The organism is Thioalkalivibrio sp. K90mix (assembly GCF_000025545.1).
GTDB lineage: Bacteria > Pseudomonadota > Gammaproteobacteria > Ectothiorhodospirales > Ectothiorhodospiraceae > Thioalkalivibrio.
Genome location: NC_013889.1, coordinates 2,584,525 through 2,601,422 on the forward strand (window position 1 = coordinate 2,584,525; position 16,898 = coordinate 2,601,422).

Consider the following 16,898-nt stretch of genomic DNA (forward strand, 5'->3'; position numbering starts at 1 on the left):
CACCCCGTCCCCGGCCACCGCATACCGGGGATCCCATCCAGGAAGCACCGATCCGCGTGCACATCGCGCGGTGTTTCCCTACGATGGAGCTTTCCCTGTCTGCTCAGGAATCCGCGCCCATGAACCGGTCCGCCAAACGTATCTTCTCCACGCTGGCTACCGCCGGCATTGCCCTGCTGGTGGCAAGCCCTGCCCCCGCCGCCAGTCTGCTTGAGGTCTATGAGCGCGCTGCCACGGAAGACGCCGAGCTGCGCGCCGCCGAGGCCGAATACCGCAGTGTCCTGGAACGCCGTCCGATTGCCCGTTCCGCGTTCCTGCCGCAGATCACCGGCGAGGCCGAGGCCGGCGCGTTCTATAACGACTATCGCGACCAGGACAGCTTCGACGGACGCCAGACCAGCTTTGGCGTATCCCTGGTGCAGAGCCTCTATGACCGGCGCAACTTCATCGAACTGACCCAGGCGGATCTCGAGATCGCGCGCGCCGAGGCGGAGCTGGACGCAGCCCGCCAGGACCTGATCCTGCGTGTATCCGAGGCCTACTTCGACGTGCTGATCGCGCAGGAGACGCTGGCCTTTCGCGAGTCGGAACTCGATGCCATCGGTCGCCAGCTGGAACAAACGGAGCGTCGCTTCGAGGTCGGCCTGATCGCCAGCACGGACGTCAAGGAAGCCCAGGCACAGCGCGACCTCGCCGAGGCCGAACGGATTGCCGCCGAGAATCAGCTGGACGTGGCCCGCGAGCAGCTCGCGGTGATCACCAACACCTACTGGGACGAGCTCGACATCCTGCGCGAGGACGCCGAACTGACCCCGCCGGACCCGGCCGACCCACAGGCATGGGTGGATATCGCGCTGGAGAACAATCTGGAGCTGGCCGCCCAGCGCCTGACCACCGAGACCGCCCGCGAACAGATTCAGCGCCAGCGCGCCGAGGGGCACCCGCGACTGAACCTGAACGCCTCGGTCAGCGAAAACCGTTTCCACGGCATCGATGACGGCGGCACCCAGCAGGGAGTGGGCCCCTTCTTCAACGAGGGGACCGAGGCCCAGGTGGGCGTGCGCCTGGAGGTTCCGTTCTACACCGGCGGGCGCGTGAGCGCGCTCACCCGGCAGGCGCGCGAGGACTTCCAGGCCGCGCAGGAAGGGCAGTCGCTCGTTGAACGCCGCACCACCCAGGACACCCGCAACGCCTACCTGTCGGTCATCGCGAACAGCTCGCGCGTGCGCGCCCTGGAGCAGGCGCTGATCTCCACCCAGGCCGCATTCGAGTCGGCCGAGGCCGGATTCGAAGTCGGCACGCGTACCCAGGTCGACGTCCTGCTGGCCTTGCGCGAGGTGTTCCGCGCCGAGCGCGACTACGCCGAGGCCCGCTACGGCTTCCTGACCGACTCGCTGCGCCTGCAACGCGCCGCCGGCCGCCTGAGTGTCGCGGACCTGGAATCGATCGACCAGCTGCTGGAGCAATGACAGTCGATCCACGCGCCCGCTGCGACCGTGCCCGTTCCCGCCTGGTCCTGATCGACCTGCAGGAGCGGCTGCTGGCCGCCATGCCGGACAGCGAACGCGAGGCGGTGGAACGCCACACTGCACGACTCGTCGAAGCCGCGCGCAAGCTGGACATCCCGATCGAGGTCTCGCGCCAGTACCCGAAGGGGCTGGGCGAGGTGGCGGCGAGCCTGCAGCAGGCACTGGACGGGCACGGCACGCTGACCGACAAGACGGCCTTCTCCTGCTGCGCGGAAGACGACCTCCACGCGCGCCTCACCGGTGGCGACCAGATCATCCTGACCGGCGCCGAGACGCATATCTGCGTCACACAGACGGCCCTGGAACTGCTGGATGCAGGTGTTACCGTATTCGTGGTCGAGGATGCGGTCTGCTCGCGCGACACCACGCGCAAGCGCAACGGACTGGAGCGCCTGCGCGCGGCGGGCGCCGTCATCACGAACCACGAATCGGTGCTGTTCGAGTGGCTGCGCGACGCGGCCGACCCGCAGTTCCGCGAACTGAGCCAACTCATCCGCTAATTAACGACAGGGAGATCCGCAGGGATGCGCATACTCGGAAACATTCTACTGGGCGCCTGGCTAATCCTGTTCGGCCTGCGCGGCCTGCTGGGGCTGCAGTTTCAGTATGACCACTATGTAATCAGCGGTCTGGCCGTGATCGCGGGTATCCTGTTCATCCTGCGACGTTAAGGAAACACTGATCGAGCCGCCATGCGCCTTTCGCCCGAAGAATACCGCCAACTGGACCACCGCCGGATCACCCTGCTGGGGATGTCCGGTGTTGGCAAGACGCGCCTGTCGAACATGCTCCGGCGCGAGGAATGGTTCCACTACTCGGGTGATTACCGCATTGGCACGCGCTATCTGAGCGAACCGATCCTGGACAACATCAAGGCCCAGGCGATGGCCGTGCCGTTCCTGCGCGACCTGCTGCGCTCGGACTCGATCCAGATCATCAACAACATCACGGTGGACAACCTGCACCCGGTGGCGAGCTTCCTCGGCAAGCTCGGCAACCCGGAGCTGGGCGGGCTGCCGCTGACCGAGTTCAAGCGCCGCCAGAACCTGCACCACGAGGCCGAGGTGCAGGCGATGCTCGACGTGCCGGACTTCATCCACAAGTCGCAGACGCTGTTTGGCTATCCGCACTTCGTCAACGATGCCGGCGGCTCGGTCTGCGAGCTGGACAGTCCCGGCGTGCTGGAGACCCTCGCCGAGCACACGCTGATCCTCTACATCAAGGCAACCGACGAAGACGAGCGCCAACTGATCGAACGCGCGGAACACGACCCCAAGCCGCTGTATTACCGCGAGGCCTTTCTCGACCAGCAGTTGGCCGAGTACATGCGCGACGAGGGGCTGGACTATGTCGCCCAGATCGATCCGGATGCGTTCGTGCGCTGGGTGTTCTCGCGCCTGTTCCGCGCGCGCCTGCCGCGCTACGAGGCGATCGCCGAGGCGCACGGCTACACCATCAGCACGACGGAGCTCGCGCAGGTCCGTAACGCACAGGACTTCGACGACCTGGTCTGCATGGCCCTCGAACGGGAGGCACGACTGTAATGCCACTCGTTGCCCACTCCGACCTGCCCACCTTCGCCCGCCTGAAGAGCGAGGGCGAGACCGTACTGCCCAGCGACTTCGCTCAGCAGCAGGAGATCCGTGCGCTGCACATCGGGCTGTTGAACATGATGCCGGACGCCGCCCTGGCGGCCACCGAGCGCCAGTTCTTTCGCCTGATCGGCGAGAGCAACCAGATCGCGCAGTTCTACATCCACCCCTTTACCCTGCCGCAGCTCAAGCGCGGGCCGAAGGGGCGCGATCACATCAAGCAGTACTACGAGGACTTCGAGGACCTGAAGAAAGAGGGCCTCGACGCGCTGATCATCACCGGGGCCAACGTGACCCAGCCCGATCTGGCGCTGGAGCCGTTCTGGGAACCCCTGGCGGAGGTCGTCGACTGGGCCTGGGACAACGTGACCTCCACACTGTGCTCCTGCCTCGCCACCCACGCCGTTCTGCAGGCGCGCTACGGCGAACACCGCCGGCACATGGGCGAGAAGCTGTGGGGCGTGTTCCCGCACCGCGTGGTGGACCGCGGCCACCCGCTGGTCACCGGCGTGAACACGCGTTTCGACGTGCCGCACTCGCGCTACAACGACGTGTCGCGCGAACAGTTCGAGCGTCACGGCCTGCGCGTACTGGTCGAGAGCGAGCAGTCCGGCATCCACCTGGGCGCGTCGCCGGACGGCTTCCGCATGGTCTTTTTCCAGGGCCACCCGGAGTACGACTCGATCAGCCTGCTCAAGGAGTACAAGCGCGAGGTCGGGCGCTACATCCAGGGCGAGCGCGAGACCTATCCGCCACTGCCAGAGAACTATCTGCTGCCCCAGGCAGCGGCGATCCTCGACGAGCACCGTGAGCACGTGCAGGTCGCAGTCGAGCACTGCACCGAGATCCCGGCACTGCCGGAGGCACTGCTGCTCGACCGCCTGGACAACACCTGGCACGACACCGCGCTGGCGGTCATGAACAACTGGCTGGGCAACGTCTACCAGTTGACGAACCTCGACCGGCGCAAGCCGTTTCGCGACAGCGTCGACCCGAACGACCCGCTTGCCGGCCGCAGGTAGTCAGCCGCCTTCATTGCGAGGAGCGCAGCGACGCGGCAACCTCCTTCCGAAACCACCGAGTGCCGCCGCTCTGCCAGCGCCCGAAGGTTGCCACGTCGCCTTCGGCTCCTCGCAATGACGGGGGTGATACGAAGCGCACTCTGACAGAGGAAACCGATGGCCGAGACCGGTTCGGAAAAACTGCCACGTCCGATCATCACGCTGTACGAGACCATCGCCGGGGAAGAGGATGCGCGCGTCTGCAAGGACATCCCGGAAGATGCCTGCCGGGCGCAGCCGGTCAATTTTTTCGTTCACCTGGTCTCCAATACGCTGAGCAAGATCGGCGACGAGCTGGCCTCGGCGCGGCTGGTACTGGCCTGGCTGCTGGGGGCCCTGGGCGCGCCGGCCGCGTTTGCCGGTTTCCTCGTCCCGATCCGCGAATCGGGCTCGCTGCTCCCGCAGCTGTTCGTCGCCGCCTCCATTCGCCGCCGCGCCATCCGCAAGGGGTTCTGGATCCTGGGCTCGGTCCTCTCCGGGCTGGCGGTCGCCGGGATGGCGATCGTCGCCCTGACCCTGGAGGGCGCGGCGGCGGGCTGGGCGATCCTCGGGCTGCTGACCGTGTTCGCGCTGGCGCGCGGGATCAATTCGGTGGCCGCGAAGGACGTGCTCGGCAAGACGATTGCCAAGCAGCGCCGCGGCACCGTGATGGGCTATGCCGCCTCGCTGGCCGGCTTCTTCACGCTGGGGCTGGGGGTCTATCTGACCCTGGCGAACCTCGAGGATGCCGGTATTGGCATATTCGTCGCCCTGTTGGCCGCCTCCGCCGGCGCCTGGTGGGTGGCGGCCGCGACCTTTACGCGCCTGCACGAGGCCCCGGGCTCCACCGAGGGCGGCGGCAACGCGATCACCCAGGCGTTGTCCTCGGTACGCCTGCTGTGGACCGACCGCGCGTTCGGGCACTTCGTGTTCACCCGCGCGCTGCTGATGAGCACGGCCCTGGCGCTGCCGTTCTATGTGCTGCTGGCCGAAGATGCGACCTCGGGGGATCTGGGCACGCTTGGGCTGCTGATCCTGGCCAGCGGGCTGGCCTCGGCGGTCAGCGCCCCGGTCTGGGGACGCCTGTCCGATCGTTCCTCCCGCTGGGTACTGATTCTCTCGGGCCTGCTGGCCGCAGGGCTCGGCATCCTGGTCGCCCTGGGTGTCTGGTTCGCGCCGGTGGATACCGACTCGGCGCTGGTGCCGGGCGGGGTCGTCTACGCGCTGCTGTTCTTCCTGCTGGGGGTCAGCCATGCCGGCGTGCGGCTGGGGCGCAAGACCTATCTGGTGGACATGGCCACCGAGAAGACCCGCGCCGCGTTCACCGCCGTCAGCAATACCGTGATCGGCGCGCTGCTGCTCGTGGGCGGGCTGTTCGGGCTGCTGGCCCAGCTCGCGGGCACCGAGGTCGCGATTTTCGTGCTCGCCCTGATGAGCCTGGCCGGCGCGGTCAGCGCCTGGTGGATGGGCGAGGCCTGAGGCCCGTCAGGCCTCGGCGTCGGTGCGCCTGTAGAGGAGATCGGCCACCGCGTGGCCGCGCCGCTCGCCGCGCCGCTCGAACTTGGTCACCGGGCGTTCCGGCGGCCGCCCCGGGGCCGGCACCGGGCCATCCGGCTCGAACCACGGCGCGCATTCTTCCAGTACCGCCATCATGTGCTCGGCGTATTCGGCCCAGTCGGTCGCCAGGTGCAGCCGCCCGCCCGGGCGCATACGCGAGGCCAGCAGGCGCACGAACGGTGGCTGGATCAGGCGGCGCTTGTGGTGGCGCTTCTTGTGCCAGGGGTCGGGGAAATACACCTGAACCCCGTCCAGGGCCGCCGGCGCGATGTAGTGCTCCAGCAGTTCCACGGCGTCGTGGTCGGAGACGCGCACGTTGGTCAGACCGCGCTGCTCCACCTCGCGCAGCAGGTGACCCACGCCCGGGCGATGGACCTCGGTGCCGATGTAATCGCGCCCCGGGTTCTGCGCGGCCTGCTCGGCCAGGCTCTCGCCGTCGCCAAAGCCGATCTCCAGCGTGACCGGCGCTTCGCGGCCGAAGACGGCCGCCAGGTCCAGCGGTGCCGCGGGCTCCGGCAGCGCGAGCCCGAAGCGCGGCAACAGCTCGTCCAGCGCACGCTGCTGGCCCGGCGTCAGCCGCCCCTCGCGGCGCACGAAACTGCGGATACGCCGGTAAAAGGGCTTGTCCTCGGAGGCAGAATCAGCAGACTCACTCATGCTCAGCTGAAGAACAGGCCGGTCTGCGGCGAGGAGGCCGAGGCGTAGCGGCGCGGCGCCATGCGCCCGGCACGGTAGGCCTGACGCCCGGCGATGATCGCGTGACGCATGGCCGAGGCCATCATCACCGGGTCCTCGGCAGCCGCGATGGCGGTATTCATCAGCACCCCGTCGCAGCCCAGCTCCATCGCGATTGCGGCATCCGAGGCCGTGCCGACACCGGCATCGACCAGCACCGGAACGTTGGCGTTTTCGACGATCTCGCGGATGTTGTAGCGGTTCTGGATACCCAGCCCGGAGCCGATCGGGGCGGCCAGCGGCATGATCGCCAGACAGCCGATCTCTTCCAGGCGCTTCGCCAGCAGCGGATCGTCGGTGGTGTAGACCATCACGTCGAAGCCCTCGGCGACCAGGGTCTCGGCGGCCTTCACGGTCTCGAAGACATCCGGGTACAAGGTCTTCTCGTCGCCCAGGACCTCCAGCTTCACCAGGTTGTGCCCGTCCAGCAGCTCGCGCGCCAGGCGGCAGGTACGGATCGCGTCATCGGCGGTAAAGCAGCCGGCCGTGTTCGGCAGCAGCGTGTAGCGCTCCGGCGAGATCACGTCCAGCAGGTTGGGCTCGTCCGGGTTCTGGCCGATGTTGGTGCGGCGGATCGCGACCGTGACGATCTCCGCCCCGCTGGCCTCAATGGCATCACGGGTCTGATCGAGATCGCGGTACTTGCCTGTGCCCACCAGCAGACGGGAGGTGAACTCGCGTGAACCCACGCGGAAGAGGTCGTCGGCAGACGCGGCGGCCGATTCGGTCATGGTGATTCCTTCGTTGAAAGTAGTTACGGACGGCGACTCGGACTCAACCGCCCCCAATCGCCTGCACGATCTCCACGCGATCGCCGGGATGCAACGGGTGCGCGGCGTGCTCGCTGCGCGGTACCAGCTCCTCGTTGACCTCCACTGCCAGGCGGCGACCGCCCAGGCCACGCGCCTCGATCAGCGCAGCCAGGGTGGCCTCGCCATCTTCGGGGAGTTCGAAGGGTTCGCCGTTCAGCTGAATCTGCATAGTTCTTCGACTGGTCAATTTGCCGTTGAGCCGGAGGCCAACAAGACCTACAATCGCCGACTCAAGCGGGTGTAGTTCAATGGTAGAACGGGAGCTTCCCAAGCTCTTAATGTGGGTTCGATTCCCATCACCCGCTCCATTCTATCAGAGGCTTGCGCCTCCGGACCCCCATCGGACTGACGTGATCTGGACGCGATCCAGCAGCTGTTATATTGTCCGGAATATGTCTGCTACATCTGACAATCCGAATCTGCTGGACGTCGACGACGCCCGCGCGTTGCTGCGCGAACACACGATCTCTCCGACGGAGCAGCGCGTGGAGATTGCACGCGTAATGTTCGCGCGTCATCAGCACCTGAGCGCCGAACAAATCCTCGGCCGCCTGGTGCAGCATTCGTCGCGCGTCTCCAAGGCCACGGTCTACAACACGCTCAAGCTGTTCGCAGAGAAGGGCCTGGTGCGCGAGGTCGTGATCGACCCGACCAAGCTTTTCTACGACTCCAACCTGAATCCGCACCACCACCTGTTCCACACCGACACCGGCGAGCTGGAAGACGTCGATCCCGCACGGGTCGATATCTCGCACCTGCCCCCGCTGCCGGAAGGCAAAGAGCTGCTGGGTGTGGACGTGATTATTCGGGTCAGCGAGCGCACGGCCTGATCCGGAACCCGCGCCGCCGGTCGCGCGGGATTGTTGTCGAGCCCCACCCCCGCTATTATGGCGCGCTTCGCCGACGTAGCTCAGTTGGTAGAGCAATCGATTCGTAATCGATAGGTCGCAGGTTCGACTCCTGCCGTCGGCACCATTTCCCCTCCCTGTTCCCTCTTGCGCCTGTTCGCAGAACGGCTCAGGAGCCTTTTGGCTTGCCGCCCCCGCTGCGATGGCGGTGCCCGCCGCCGCCCGACGGTTTACCCGATCCGCGCGCACCGCCACGTCCACCGCCGCCGCGCCGGTCGTCGCGCGGCTTGCGCGGGCGCGGCTTGGGGCGCACCGGGTCGCTGAACAGGGCTGCGGGGTCCACGGTCTCCGTGGGGATCCGTTCGCCGAGATAGGACTCGATGTCCGGCAGGTAGAACGCGGAGTCCTCGCAACCGAAGCTGATGGCGTCGCCCTCGGCCCCGGCGCGCGCCGTGCGCCCGATGCGGTGCACGTAGTCCTCGCCCGACTGCGGCAGATCGAAGTTGAACACGTGGGTCACGGCCGGGATGTGCAGTCCGCGCGCCGCGACATCAGTCGCCACCAGAAAGGCGTACTCGCCTGCGGTGAAGCGCTCCAGCAGGCTCGAGCGCTTGTTCTGCGGCACATCACCCGAGAGCAGCGCGGCCTTCTGCCCGTTCACGTTCAGCCAGTCGCAGACCTTCTCGGCCCCGTGCTTGGTGTTCACGAACACGATGGCCCGCTCCGGCTTGAGATCGCGCGCCAGCCCCAGCAGCAGCGGGATTTTTTCCTCGTTCGCCGGGTAGTAGATCACCTGGCGCACGCGATCCGCGGTCAGGGTCTCGGCCTCGACCTGGACCTTTTCCGGGTTGCTCATGTGCTCGTAGGCCAGCTCCATCACACGCAGCGACAGCGTGGCCGAGAACAGCATGGACAGCCGCTCGCTGGCCGGCGCGCAGCGACGCATCAGGAAACGCACGTCCTTGATGAAACCGAGATCGAACATGCGATCGGCCTCGTCCAGCACCACCACCTCGGTGTGCCCGAGCCCGAACACCTTCTGCTTGAAGTAGTCGATGATCCGGCCCGGCGTACCAATCAGGATGTCGGCCCCGGCCTCCAGCTGCTCGCGCTGGCTGTCGTAACCGGTACCACCATAGGCCAGCGCCAGCTTGAGCCCGGTTTCGCGCCCCAGCATCTCGGCATCCTTGTGGATCTGGATGGCGAGTTCACGCGTCGGGGCGACGATCAGGGCGCGCACATCGGTCGCCCGGCGATCGGGCGCGGGCGCCTGGCGCAGCAGACGGTTGAAGGTGGCGATCAGAAAGGCCGCGGTCTTGCCCGTACCGGTCTGCGCCTGCCCGGCGACATCCCGCCCGGCCAGCGCAATGGGCAGGGTCAGCGCCTGGATCGGCGTGCAGGTCTCGAAACCGGTGGCGCGGATGCCCGCCTGTACGGCCTCGGGCAGATCGAGCTGGTCGAAGCGGGGCGTTTCCTGCGCGGGATCGGTCATGTGAATCCTCTATTACTTGAACTGTCTGGCGATCATCGTCGATAGTAAGAGCCGTGCAGCCGGCGTTGCGGGCTGTTCCCCCAACCCAAGTGATGAGGGCTCGGAGTGAGCGACAAAATTGTGTACACGTCAGACGCCGGTTTCGACGAAGACGTCCTGAAGGCGGATCAGCCAGTCCTGGTGGACTACTGGGCCGAGTGGTGCGGGCCCTGCAAGATGATCGCCCCCATTCTGGATGAAATCGCCGAAGAATACGCCGGCAAGGTCAAAGTCGCCAAGCTGAACATCGACGAGAACCCGTCCACGCCGCCGAAGTACGGCATTCGCGGGATCCCGACGCTGATGCTGTTCAAGAATGGCGATGTCGAAGCCACCAAGGTCGGCGCATTGTCCAAGTCGCAGCTGACCGCTTTCCTGGACCAGCACCTCTGATCCGGCATACCCCGGGGTCGCATGCGGCCCCGGGGTTGCAGTACCAAAAAAACGACGCCACCAGGCCTTGCCCCAAGCGGGCGCGTCGCTTACCATCGGTTCAGTTCAGGCGGTCGCCAGACCGCAACCTGCCCCCGATACTCAATCCAAGGCAAGCCGAGCGGCCATCCCCGGTCGCCGATCATCCACGTTGAACACAGCACCCCACGAATGAACCTGACCGAACTGAAGCGGATGTCCGCTGCCGATCTCGTCGCCTTTGCAGAAGAAAAAGGCATCGACAACATGTCCCGCGCCCGCAAGCAGGAGATCATCTTTGCCCTGCTGAAGGCCCATGCCAAAAGCGGTGAAGCCATCTACGGTGACGGAGTCCTGGAGATCCTCTCCGACGGCTTCGGATTCCTGCGCAGCGCCGACAGCTCCTATCAGGCCGGGCCGGACGACGTGTACGTCTCCCCCAGCCAGATTCGACGCTTCGGGCTGCGTACCGGCGACACCATCGCCGGCAAGATCCGCCCGCCCAAGGACAACGAGCGCTACTTCGCGCTGCTGAAGGTCTCGGAGATCAACTTCGAACCACCGGAGAATGCCCGGCACAAGGTGCTGTTCGAGAACCTCACGCCGCTGCACCCCTCCAAGCGCATGCGCATGGAGCGCGGCAACGGCTCCACCGAGGACATCACCGCCCGCGTCATCGACATCGTGGCGCCGTTCGGCAAGGGCCAGCGTGGCCTGATCGTCTCCCCGCCCAAGGCGGGCAAGACGCTGATGCTGCAGAACATCGCCCAGAGCATCGCGACCAACTACCCCGAGTGCTACCTGATCGTGCTGCTGATCGACGAGCGCCCGGAGGAAGTCACCGAGATGGACCGCATGGTCCAGGGCGAAGTGGTCTCGTCGACCTTCGACGAACCGGCCCAGCGCCATGTGCAGGTCGCCGAGATGGTGATCGAGAAGGCCAAGCGCCTGGTCGAGCACAAGCGCGACGTGGTGATCCTGCTGGACTCCATTACCCGCCTGGCGCGCGCCTACAACACCGTCGCCCCCAGCTCCGGCAAGGTGCTGACCGGTGGCGTGGACGCCAACGCCCTGCACCGTCCGAAGCGCTTCTTCGGTGCCGCGCGCAACGTGGAGGAAGGCGGCAGCCTGACCATCCTCGCCACCGCGCTGGTCGAGACCGGCTCGAAGATGGACGAGGTGATCTACGAGGAGTTCAAGGGCACCGGCAACATGGAAGTGCACCTGGAGCGCCGCATCGCCGAGAAGCGCATCTACCCGGCGATCAACGTGAACCGCTCCGGCACCCGCCGCGAAGAGCTGCTGACCGCCCCGGACGAGCTGCAGAAGCTCTGGATCCTGCGCAAGTTCCTGCACGGCATGGACGATATCGAGGCGATGGAATTCCTGCTCGGCCGCATGCAGTCCTCGAAGACCAATTCCGAGTTCTTCGACCAGATGAAGCGCAGCTGACGCGAAGCGGGCACCGCCCGCCTCCCGTCATCGCGAGCGCCAGCGAAGCGATCTCCAGGGGCGGGCCATACGCTCGCCGCGCAAGGCCGGCGTATCAGCCGGGCACCGGCTCGAAGCTGACCAGGCGATCCAGCCGCCACCACTGCCGTCGACCCTCGGCGTCACGCAGGATCAGGTACTCGGCCCCGCGCCGCGTGCGCAGATCCAGCGGCCGCACCACCGCAATCCGATCCATTTCGCCCCGGCGCCAGTGGGTACGCAGGTGCTGCCCGCGCAGGATCGCCAGCTCCAGCTCGGAGTAGCGCTCGCAGGCGATCGGCGTATACGGCGGGGCCACACTCATCCTCCCTCCCGAATGGCCTCCACCTGCGGGATCTCGGCATCCGGGGCCTCGACGCGCCGAAACACGATGGGCGCGCAGCACACGGCGCAGTCCTCGATCCATTCCCGGTCCGCGCTGACCATATCCACCGTCGTCTCGCCCGGTTCGCCACACCAGGGGCAGGTAAAGCCGACAAACTCCACCGGTCGCATCACCGCACCTCCTCCGGACCCTTCATTACCTGGGCACCGGCTGTCACACCCGCCGCATCCGGCAAAAAACGCTCCAGAATGTCATTGAGAAAGGCCAGGCCGCGTTCGGTCGGCTGCAGGCGCTGCGGATCGGACACCAGCAGACCCTCTGCCCGTAGCTCGCCCAGGGCCGGTTCCAGCGTAGTCAGGTCCAGACCGCAGCGCTCCTCGAAGCAATGCGCGGGCACTCCCTCCACCAGACGCAACGCGTTGAGCATGAACTCGAACGGGAGCTCGGCCTCGGGGACCGCCTGGTCGCGGTGCTGGTCGGGCGTCTCCAGGTAGGCTGCGGGCTGGCGCGGCTTGGTCCGCCGCAGCACCCGCCCCTGGGACGGCAACGTCAGCTTGCCGTGGGCCCCGGCCCCGATGCCGAGGTAGTCGCCGAACGTCCAGTAGTTGCGGTTGTGCCGGCATTCCCGCCCCCTCGTGGCGTACGCGGAAACCTCGTATCGAGTATAGCCAGCCGCAGCCAGCGCACATTGTCCTTGTGTGAACAATTCCTCGATCGTGGAATCCGGTGGCAATACCGGGGGCCGGGCTGCGAAATAGGTATTCGGCTCCAGGGTCAGCTGATACCAGGAGATGTGCTCGGGTTCCTGTTCGATCGCGGCCCGGAGATCCGCCAGCCCTGCCTCGACGGACTGCTGCGGCAGGCCGAACATGAGATCCAGATTGATGTTGTCAAACCCCGCGGCACGGGCATGCTCGACCGCGGCATGGGCCTCGGCCCCGCCGTGGATGCGCCCCAGTCGCTCGAGCATGACGTCGTCGAAGCTCTGGATACCCAGCGACAGCCGGTTGACCCCGGCCTCGCGGTAGCCATGGAAGTATGCGCGATCTGCGGTGCCGGGGTTGGCCTCCAGCGTGATCTCGGCATCCGGGCGCAGGGGCAGCCGCGCACGCAGACCGGAGAGCAGGTCCGCCAGCGCCTCGGGCGGGAACAGGCTGGGGGTCCCGCCGCCGATGAACACGCTGTCCACACGCCGCCCCCAAACATCCGGCAGCTGCGACTCGAGGTCGCGCATCAGCGCCTCGACATACGCGTCGAACGGGACCTCGCCCCGCGGCTCGTGGGAGTTGAAGTCGCAGTACGGGCACTTGCGCACGCACCAGGGCAGGTGCACGTACAGGGCTAGGGGCAGCGGGGTCGGGAATGCGCTCATGCCGCGAGCATAGGCGCCGGCTCAGTGATCGGCACGTTCCCGCAGTTGTGCCACCAGTTTGGCCAGGGCCTGGCCGCGATGGCTCAGGCGATTCTTGGCCTCCGGACTCAGTTCGGCCGAGGTGCAGCCCTCCTCGGGCACAAAGAACAGCGGGTCGTAGCCGAAGCCGTTGGCACCGCTGGGCTGCTCGACGATACGACCCGGCCAGACCCCTTCGGCGATCAGCGGAGAAGGGTCCTCGGCATGTTCCAGAAACACGACGACTGCGCGAAACCGCGCGGCTCGCTGGGCCTCGGGGACACCCGCCAGCGCCTTCAGCAGCCTGGCGTTGTTCGCGGCATCGTCCGCCTCCGGCCCCGCATAACGCGCGGAGTAGATGCCCGGCTGGCCGCGCAGGGCATCGACCTCCAGGCCGGAATCATCGGCGATTGCGGGCAGGCCGGTATGCTGCGCGGCGTTGCGTGCCTTGAGGATCGCGTTCTCGACAAAGGTCAGCCCGGTCTCGTCGGCCTCGGGCACCGCGTGCTCCGACTGCGGCTCGATCGCCAGCCCCAGCGGCTCCAGCAGGGCCCGGATCTCACGCAGCTTGCCGGGGTTGCCGGTGGCGAGGACGACGCGACGGGACGGGTCCATGACTCAGCCCCAGGGAGACACTGACTGATGGACACGTTCGCGCTCGAGTCGATTTTGCGTGCTGACAAGGCGTGGTGAGCGACGTGTAGCCGAGCTACATAAGCGAGCCGCAACGCAGTCAGCGGGCAAAATCGGCCGAGCCCCGTCCGTCAAGAATTTGTGGGGTTGGCACCCCATGTTCCCCGATCCTGCGTTGCGCCGCTTGCCGGTAGCACCACTACCGACTGCGCGCCGCGCCTGGTCTCGGGAAACATGGGGCGCCAACGCGAACGTGTCCATCAATCAGTGTCTCCCTTGGCCAGCGCCGCCCGCTGGGCCTCGACGATCTGCTGGATGCCCTTCTCGCCCAGATCCAGCATCTGGTTCAGCTCGTCGCGGCGGAAGGCATGGCCCTCGGCCGTCCCCTGGATCTCGATCACGCCGCCGGCCTCGTTCATCACCAGGTTCAGGTCGGTCTCGGCCTGGGAGTCCTCGTCGTAATCCAGGTCGAGGACCGGCGCACCGTTGAAGATGCCCACCGAGATCGCCGCCAGGTGCCCGTGCAGCGGGTCCTTGCGGATCATGCCCTGCTCGCGCGCCTTGCGGATCGCGTCGCGCAGGGCGACATAGGCACCGCTGATCGAGGCGGTACGGGTCCCGCCGTCAGCCTGGATGACATCGCAGTCGACGATGATCTGGCGCTCGCCCAGGGCCTCCAGGTCAACCACGGCGCGCAGGGAGCGGCCGATCAGACGCTGGATCTCCATGGTGCGTCCGCCCAGCTTGCCGCGCGCGGCCTCGCGCGCCATGCGGTCGTGCGTCGAGCGTGGCAGCATGCTGTACTCCGCCGTCACCCAGCCGCGACCCTTGTTCTTCAGCCACGGCGGCACGCGCGACTCGATGGTCGCGTTGCACAGCACCCGGGTGTCGCCGAACTCCACCAGCACGGAACCCTCCGCGTGCCGGGTGAAATGGCGGGTAAAACGCACCGGGCGCATCTCGTCGGCTTGTCGGCCACTGGGTCGCATGCTTGATCCTTGCTAGATTGGAGTGGCGCGCAGTATACGGGAGACGGGAGAGGCTCTCACATGAGCGCGCCCGCGGCGGATCTGGGGCAAAGGCGGCCGAAGACGCCAGCAAATCACACGCGCACCGGGCTGTTACCACGCGCAGGGCTATCAACAGGGGACCTTATGATCGCGAGCATGACCGGCTTCGCCCGGCAGCCGATGACGCTGGACCAGGGCGTTTACGACTGGGAACTGAAGAGCGTCAACCATCGCTATCTCGAGTTGCGCATCCACCTGCCGGAGGCCCTGCGGGCGCTGGAGCCCGAGGTGCGCAATCGCCTCAAGAAACGGCTGAGTCGGGGCAAGGTCGATGTGGTGCTGCGCGATCGCGGCCAGTCGGGCGGCTCGCCCACCGCATTCGACGTGGACCGCGTGCAGTCGCTGATCGAGGCGACCGAATCCGTCGCCGACATGATGAAACACGATGCCAGCGTGTCGCCGCTGGATATCCTCGCCTGGCCCGGGGTGCTGGAGGGGGCGAAAATCGACACCGACCGCCTCGCCGGCCCCATTCTTGCCGAGCTCGACAGCGCGATCGACGCCCTGGTGGCGATGCGCGAGGCCGAGGGCCAGGAACTGGTCAACGGCCTGCGCGATCGCCTGGAGGCCCTGGCCGAGCATGTCGTGCTCATCCGCGAGCGGCGCGAGCCGATGCTGGTCGAACAGCGCGAACGCACCCTGAGCCGCATCAACGAGCTAGACCTGAGCCTGGACCCGAAGCGGCTGGAGCAGGAGGTGGCGCTACTGGCACAACGCCTGGATATCGCCGAGGAGCTGGATCGCATCGACGGCCACGTGAAGGCGGTGCGCGAGATCCTGGGCAAGGACGGCCCCAGCGGGCGGCGCCTGGATTTCCTGATGCAGGAGTTCAACCGCGAGACGAATACCCTCGCCTCCAAGTCGCATGACCTGGAGATCACCCGCGCAACCGTCGAGATGAAGGTCCTGATCGAGCAGATGCGCGAGCAGGTACAGAACCTCGAATAATCGGTGTTTCCTTAATGCATCGCTACCGCGTGCACCTGTCCATCTCGCGCCACGAGATGGAGGACTACTACACCGGGCGCGCGGCGGTCGTCTACGCCGAGTCGGAAGGCGGCATCAGCGTGCAGTTTCCCGCCCGGCTGCTGCGTCAGCACCTCGACCAGCGCGGCGTCTATGGCGTGTTCGAGTTGGTCACCGACGACCAGCATCGCCTGCTGGATTTCCGCCGCCTCACACGGCCCTGACAGCGCGCCGCAGCCCCCTTTCCCACCCCTTGAAATTTACCCGGCGGCCCCTATCTCCATGGGTGAGTCAGAGTTGACACCCGGAAGAGGAGGGTAAAGCCATGACAATGATGCGTTACGAACCGTGGAGCCTGCTGGGTCAGCTGTCGCGCGAACTCGGCCGCATGCCGGATATGCCCGGCACGGACGACTCCGCCGCGACGTCCGACTGGGCGCCTGCCGTCGATATCCGCGAGGAGACCGATGCCTACGTGCTGCACGCGGACATCCCCGGCGTGGACCCGAAGGACATTGAACTCCACATGGAGAACGGCGTGCTGACCCTGCGCGGCGAGCGCAAGCACGAAAGCGAAGAGGAAAAGAACGGCTACAAGCGGATCGAGCGGGTGCGCGGCACCTTCTTCCGCCGCTTCTCGCTGCCGGACACCGCGGATGCCGAAAACATCTCCGCGCGCTCCGAAAACGGGGTGCTGGAGGTTCGTATTCCGAAACAGGCACGCGTACAGCCACGCCGGATCGAGATCACGGGCTGATCCGGCACCAACCCTGCCGGCAGCCGTCACGGCTGCCGGAATTCGGGCGCTGCCGGCGCAAGCGGGCGGCGCCTCGTTTTTTGATGGCGGCAACAGGATCATCGCCACCCGTTTCATGAAGCCGATGCACGGGTGACAGCCGAATCCCGGCTATCATGGGAAAGATCGGGTACGGGCCGACAACCACCAAGGGATCCGGGTGTCCCCCGGG

21 protein-coding genes and 2 tRNA genes are annotated in these 16,898 nt (G+C 66.6%); 14 read left to right on the forward strand and 9 right to left on the reverse strand.

The window, feature by feature from the left end; genetic code table 11:
- Nucleotides 1-119 precede the first annotated feature (119 nt).
- The 6 genes from TK90_RS12330 (at nucleotide 120) to TK90_RS12355 (ending at nucleotide 5,640) form a co-directional block, all read left to right on the forward strand.
- The gene (locus tag TK90_RS12330) at nucleotides 120-1,469 is read left to right on the forward strand and encodes a TolC family outer membrane protein (RefSeq protein WP_012983819.1); all 1,350 of its coding nucleotides are present in this window, start codon (nucleotides 120-122) and stop codon (nucleotides 1,467-1,469) included.
- Nucleotides 1,466-2,029 carry an isochorismatase family protein gene (locus TK90_RS12335; RefSeq protein WP_012983820.1) on the forward strand — a complete coding sequence of 188 codons (564 nt, stop codon included), beginning with the start codon at nucleotides 1,466-1,468 and terminating at the stop codon, nucleotides 2,027-2,029. The genes TK90_RS12330 and TK90_RS12335 overlap by 4 nt, the downstream gene beginning before the upstream one ends.
- Nucleotides 2,030-2,053: 24 nt before the next feature.
- Nucleotides 2,054-2,200 (forward strand): hypothetical protein, encoded by a 147-nt coding sequence (locus TK90_RS15280; protein WP_012983821.1) that lies wholly within the window; start codon nucleotides 2,054-2,056, stop codon nucleotides 2,198-2,200.
- Between the two features lie 21 nt (nucleotides 2,201-2,221).
- Entirely contained in the window at nucleotides 2,222-3,073 is an 852-nt protein-coding gene (locus TK90_RS12345; protein ID WP_012983822.1) for a hypothetical protein, read from the forward strand.
- A complete protein-coding gene (locus tag TK90_RS12350) occupies nucleotides 3,073-4,143 on the forward strand; it encodes a homoserine O-succinyltransferase (RefSeq protein ID WP_012983823.1) in 1,071 nt (356 codons plus the stop codon). The genes TK90_RS12345 and TK90_RS12350 overlap by 1 nt, the downstream gene beginning before the upstream one ends.
- Nucleotides 4,144-4,299: 156 nt before the next feature.
- Entirely contained in the window at nucleotides 4,300-5,640 is a 1,341-nt protein-coding gene (locus TK90_RS12355; protein ID WP_012983824.1) for an MFS transporter, read from the forward strand.
- A gap of 6 nt (nucleotides 5,641-5,646) precedes the next feature.
- Here TK90_RS12355 and trmB read toward each other — a convergent pair whose 3' ends face one another.
- From trmB to thiS, 3 genes are read right to left on the reverse strand one after another with little or no spacing between them, the layout of a single operon-like run.
- Nucleotides 5,647-6,375, reverse strand: coding sequence for a tRNA (guanosine(46)-N7)-methyltransferase TrmB (trmB, locus tag TK90_RS12360; protein WP_012983825.1), 729 nt, complete (start codon nucleotides 6,373-6,375; stop codon nucleotides 5,647-5,649).
- 2 nt (nucleotides 6,376-6,377) lie between these two features.
- Nucleotides 6,378-7,184: a thiazole synthase gene (locus tag TK90_RS12365; protein WP_012983826.1), complete on the reverse strand. Its 807-nt coding sequence runs from the start codon at nucleotides 7,182-7,184 to the stop codon at nucleotides 6,378-6,380.
- Nucleotides 7,185-7,227: 43 nt separating this feature from the next.
- Nucleotides 7,228-7,434 (reverse strand): sulfur carrier protein ThiS, encoded by a 207-nt coding sequence (thiS, locus tag TK90_RS12370; RefSeq protein ID WP_012983827.1) that lies wholly within the window; start codon nucleotides 7,432-7,434, stop codon nucleotides 7,228-7,230.
- Between the two features lie 65 nt (nucleotides 7,435-7,499).
- Between thiS and TK90_RS12375 the strand changes: the two genes are divergently transcribed.
- The 3 genes from TK90_RS12375 to TK90_RS12385 all read left to right on the forward strand — a co-directional run bounded on the left by TK90_RS12375 (nucleotide 7,500) and on the right by TK90_RS12385 (nucleotide 8,240).
- Nucleotides 7,500-7,573 (forward strand) — tRNA-Gly (locus TK90_RS12375).
- Nucleotides 7,574-7,657: 84 nt separating this feature from the next.
- Nucleotides 7,658-8,095, forward strand: coding sequence for a Fur family transcriptional regulator (locus TK90_RS12380; protein WP_012983828.1), 438 nt, complete (start codon nucleotides 7,658-7,660; stop codon nucleotides 8,093-8,095).
- A gap of 69 nt (nucleotides 8,096-8,164) precedes the next feature.
- Nucleotides 8,165-8,240 (forward strand) — tRNA-Thr (locus TK90_RS12385).
- Between the two features lie 42 nt (nucleotides 8,241-8,282).
- On the opposite strand, the gene TK90_RS12390 is transcribed toward TK90_RS12385, so the two are convergent.
- On the reverse strand, nucleotides 8,283-9,605 hold the full coding sequence (locus TK90_RS12390; protein WP_012983829.1) for a DEAD/DEAH box helicase: 1,323 nt from the start codon (nucleotides 9,603-9,605) through the stop codon (nucleotides 8,283-8,285).
- 105 nt (nucleotides 9,606-9,710) lie between these two features.
- On the opposite strand from TK90_RS12390, the gene trxA reads away from it, so the two are divergent.
- Both trxA and rho read left to right on the forward strand, forming a co-directional pair.
- Complete coding sequence (gene trxA, locus TK90_RS12395) at nucleotides 9,711-10,037, forward strand: thioredoxin TrxA (RefSeq protein ID WP_012983830.1); 327 nt, start codon at nucleotides 9,711-9,713, stop codon at nucleotides 10,035-10,037.
- Between the two features lie 210 nt (nucleotides 10,038-10,247).
- Complete coding sequence (gene rho, locus TK90_RS12400) at nucleotides 10,248-11,507, forward strand: transcription termination factor Rho (protein ID WP_012983831.1); 1,260 nt, start codon at nucleotides 10,248-10,250, stop codon at nucleotides 11,505-11,507.
- Nucleotides 11,508-11,601: 94 nt separating this feature from the next.
- Here rho and TK90_RS12405 read toward each other — a convergent pair whose 3' ends face one another.
- The 5 genes from TK90_RS12405 to rph all read right to left on the reverse strand — a co-directional run bounded on the left by TK90_RS12405 (nucleotide 11,602) and on the right by rph (nucleotide 14,883).
- On the reverse strand, nucleotides 11,602-11,850 hold the full coding sequence (locus tag TK90_RS12405) for a transcriptional antiterminator, Rof (protein WP_012983832.1): 249 nt from the start codon (nucleotides 11,848-11,850) through the stop codon (nucleotides 11,602-11,604).
- The gene (locus TK90_RS12410; protein ID WP_012983833.1) at nucleotides 11,847-12,041 is read right to left on the reverse strand and encodes a CPXCG motif-containing cysteine-rich protein; all 195 of its coding nucleotides are present in this window, start codon (nucleotides 12,039-12,041) and stop codon (nucleotides 11,847-11,849) included. Before TK90_RS12410 ends, TK90_RS12405 begins: the two co-directional genes overlap by 4 nt.
- The gene (hemW, locus tag TK90_RS12415; protein ID WP_012983834.1) at nucleotides 12,041-13,243 is read right to left on the reverse strand and encodes a radical SAM family heme chaperone HemW; all 1,203 of its coding nucleotides are present in this window, start codon (nucleotides 13,241-13,243) and stop codon (nucleotides 12,041-12,043) included. The genes TK90_RS12410 and hemW overlap by 1 nt, the downstream gene beginning before the upstream one ends.
- A 21-nt stretch (nucleotides 13,244-13,264) precedes the next feature.
- A complete protein-coding gene (gene rdgB, locus TK90_RS12420) occupies nucleotides 13,265-13,876 on the reverse strand; it encodes an RdgB/HAM1 family non-canonical purine NTP pyrophosphatase (protein WP_012983835.1) in 612 nt (203 codons plus the stop codon).
- A 278-nt stretch (nucleotides 13,877-14,154) separates the two neighbouring features.
- Nucleotides 14,155-14,883 carry a ribonuclease PH gene (gene rph, locus TK90_RS12425; RefSeq protein ID WP_012983836.1) on the reverse strand — a complete coding sequence of 243 codons (729 nt, stop codon included), beginning with the start codon at nucleotides 14,881-14,883 and terminating at the stop codon, nucleotides 14,155-14,157.
- A gap of 165 nt (nucleotides 14,884-15,048) precedes the next feature.
- Here rph and TK90_RS12430 point away from each other — a divergent pair, with 165 nt between their 5' ends.
- From TK90_RS12430 to TK90_RS12440, 3 genes are all read left to right on the forward strand, one after another.
- Complete coding sequence (locus TK90_RS12430; protein WP_012983837.1) at nucleotides 15,049-15,912, forward strand: YicC/YloC family endoribonuclease; 864 nt, start codon at nucleotides 15,049-15,051, stop codon at nucleotides 15,910-15,912.
- 14 nt (nucleotides 15,913-15,926) lie between these two features.
- Nucleotides 15,927-16,154, forward strand: a complete 228-nt coding sequence (locus TK90_RS12435) for a DUF2835 family protein (protein ID WP_012983838.1) — start codon at nucleotides 15,927-15,929, stop codon at nucleotides 16,152-16,154.
- Between the two features lie 101 nt (nucleotides 16,155-16,255).
- A complete protein-coding gene (locus tag TK90_RS12440) occupies nucleotides 16,256-16,687 on the forward strand; it encodes an Hsp20/alpha crystallin family protein (protein ID WP_012983839.1) in 432 nt (143 codons plus the stop codon).
- Nucleotides 16,688-16,898 lie beyond the last annotated feature (211 nt).